Below are 2,680 nucleotides of genomic sequence, written 5' to 3' on the forward strand. Positions count from 1 at the left end.
AAAACCTATGGGTGAAAAAAAACGAATTGGAATTCTCACCAGTGGTGGCGACTGTGCGGGTTTAAATGCCGCCATTCGTGCCGTTGTCCACCATGCCAGTGGCAATTATGGCTGGGAAGTGGTGGGTATTCGAGAAGCAACTAACGGATTAGTTAGCCGTCCCCCCAAAACCACGATCTTTGATATTGAAGGAGTCGATCGCCTGTTAGTGATGGGGGGAACGATTCTCGGTACTACCAATAAGGGGGATCCCTTCGCTTTCCCGATGCCGGATGGAACCCTGATCGATCGCTCTCAGGACATCATCGACGGCTATCATAGTCTGGGACTGGATGCCCTGATCGGCATCGGTGGCGATGGTAGTCTGGCGATTTTGCGCCGTATCGCCCAACAGGGAGGCATTAATCTGATCGGTATCCCCAAAACCATCGATAATGATGTGGGAGCTACAGAAGTCTCCATCGGCTTCGATACAGCTACTAATATCGCCACAGAAGCCCTCGATCGCCTCCATTTTACCGCCGCTAGTCATAACCGGGTGATGATTCTAGAAGTTATGGGTAGAGATGCCGGCCATATCGCCCTGGCTGCCGGTATTGCGGGGGGGGCTGATATCATTCTCATTCCCGAAATTCCCTACCGATTAGAGAAGGTCTGCGAGAAGATCCGGCAACGGCAGCGTATGGATAAACAGTTTTCTCTGATTATTGTCTCCGAGGCTGTGCGTACCGAAACTGGCAATCGCTTAGTGCAAAAGGAAGCCCTAGGGGAAGATCGTCTCGGGGGTATCGGTCGCTATTTAGCCGAAGAAGTTGCCAGGGAAACCGGGGCCGAAACGAGAGTGACTTTCCTGGGCCACATTCAACGGGGGGGCATTCCTTCTCCGATTGATCGCTTACTGGGGGCGGCTTTTGGCGTGGCGGCCGTAGATTTGATCGCCAGGAGGGAATTCGATCGCATGGTGGCCTGGCAAAATCGGCAAGTGGTCAGTGTTCCCATCGAGGAGGCGATTAAAACCTATCGCGTCGTCGATCCCGAAGAAACTTTAGTCAAAACCGCCAGGGGTTTGGGTATTTGTCTAGGGGATTGAGATTAAATCTAGGGGAATCGGTGCGAGAATTAACCCTTAAGTATCGCCCTTTCCCCACCGATTAAAATTACCCCTCAAATAAAGAAGTTATTTCACCATTAAGATAACTGCTGTAATTAACTTCCGTTATGGCATAAAATTACAATATCTATTAAATTTTACCCTATCGGTACAAAAAATCTTTTTCTACCACAAGAAACTACTTTTGAGCAATTAATTAATAAAATTTAATAAGTAGAAGCACAGGCAAAAAATAAAACCCCCTCAACTGACTGAATGAAGGGGCATTTATGGTATTTTTGTCAGCAATTTAGCCTACTTTTATGGTTTGAGTTTGCGCTTGAGGGTTGAAGCTGCGCCGAGAGTGCCGAGAGCTAGGAAGCTGAGGGTTGAGGTTGGTTCGGGAACTGGTGGAATCTGTGTCTTCAGGCTAAGAATAAAGCTTCCACCATCCCCAGCAAGTGTTAGGCTAGGATTTCCCCTTAGCTTAATGTTCAAGGCGGAAAAAGTCCCCAATAACTCCACAGAACCGTAAGCGGAACGAGCACCAGTAGTCGGAGGGGTAGTGGAGGGAGGAAGACCAACGCCAGTCAACGGATTCGCATCGGCGATGATTTTGTTCGTGGTATCGACTGTTAAGCCATCGCCGCCACCACCGTTACCGCTCAGTAAATTGAGTGCGATCGAACCATTGCTGGGATCGGAGAAATCATAGATCATCCCGTCAAGGTTGGCAACGTGAAAGGTGGGATTGGTCACGGGCGAGCTAAACTGAATCTTTAAAGTCGCAGTCTGGCCAGTCTGATTAAACATTGTATAACCTACCCGATCACCTAAACTTTGGGATGGAGTATAGATGCTGCTGTAGCTGTATTGAGGGGTAGTATTATCGATTGTTGTTCCTTCCCAACTTGTTGGGTTAATACCTGCAATCGTAAAGTTAGGTCCGCCACCAGCGAGTATAGAACCTGTAACGTTCACTCCCCCTAGGGTTCCCGCGAATGTTCCTGTGCCAGGTCCCCCAGAGGTAAAGGTATTCAAGTCAAGGAAAACTACTGCTGCTTTCGCTTGGGGGGTCGCAATGAAGATACTGCTTGTGAGCGCAGTGATGGATAACAGTGAAACAAATTTCATTTTTTAGTGGTTTTAAGATAAACGCCACAAACTATACACACTTATCCCCCCCCCGTTGTATCAAAAGCTACAATTTAATAAATCTTTACATTCTTCTCCCTAGTCCCTCGCCTTCGGGAGCGATAGGTTAGCATAGAGTGGGTGAAAACAATTTTTCTCCATTGATTTCGGGTATCTCATGCGTATTCAATGGGATGAAGCCAAACGACAGCGAGTTTTAACAGAACGTGACATTGACTTCACTCGGTTAAACGATCTGCTTTACCTATAATGTCGGCTTGAAGGCTCTCGGTTTCACCTCGGAGATGAAAAGTTCCGCCAGCATAGAACAGCACTTCGACAGGCTCAGTGACACGAAGCACGACTAAGAATAACTCTAATCTATAGTTGCCAATTTAATTTTAGTATGCTAGAGTAGTTTGCGTGGTAGGTCGATAACGCAAAATGTTTGTTTTA

General features: G+C 47.4%; 2 protein-coding genes. One reads left to right on the forward strand and one right to left on the reverse strand.

Annotated features, from left to right (window positions below; all coding sequences use genetic code 11):
* Positions 1-7: 7 nt before the first annotated feature.
* Complete coding sequence (locus PX481_RS12075; protein WP_272083489.1) at positions 8-1,090, forward strand: ATP-dependent 6-phosphofructokinase; 1,083 nt, start codon at positions 8-10, stop codon at positions 1,088-1,090.
* A gap of 321 nt (positions 1,091-1,411) precedes the next feature.
* Here PX481_RS12075 and PX481_RS12080 read toward each other — a convergent pair whose 3' ends face one another.
* Positions 1,412-2,224 carry a PEP-CTERM sorting domain-containing protein gene (locus tag PX481_RS12080; protein ID WP_288094642.1) on the reverse strand — a complete coding sequence of 271 codons (813 nt, stop codon included), beginning with the start codon at positions 2,222-2,224 and terminating at the stop codon, positions 1,412-1,414.
* Between the last annotated feature and the right edge of the window lie 456 nt (positions 2,225-2,680).

Source organism: Microcystis sp. M53603_WE2, from assembly GCF_030065435.1.

Coding starts and splice junctions, on each gene's coding strand:
- PX481_RS12075 (WP_272083489.1), top strand. CDS start 8: ATGGGTGAAAAAAAACGAATTGGAATTCTCACCAGTGGTGGCGACTGT.
- PX481_RS12080 (WP_288094642.1), bottom strand. CDS start 2,224: ATGAAATTTGTTTCACTGTTATCCATCACTGCGCTCACAAGCAGTATC.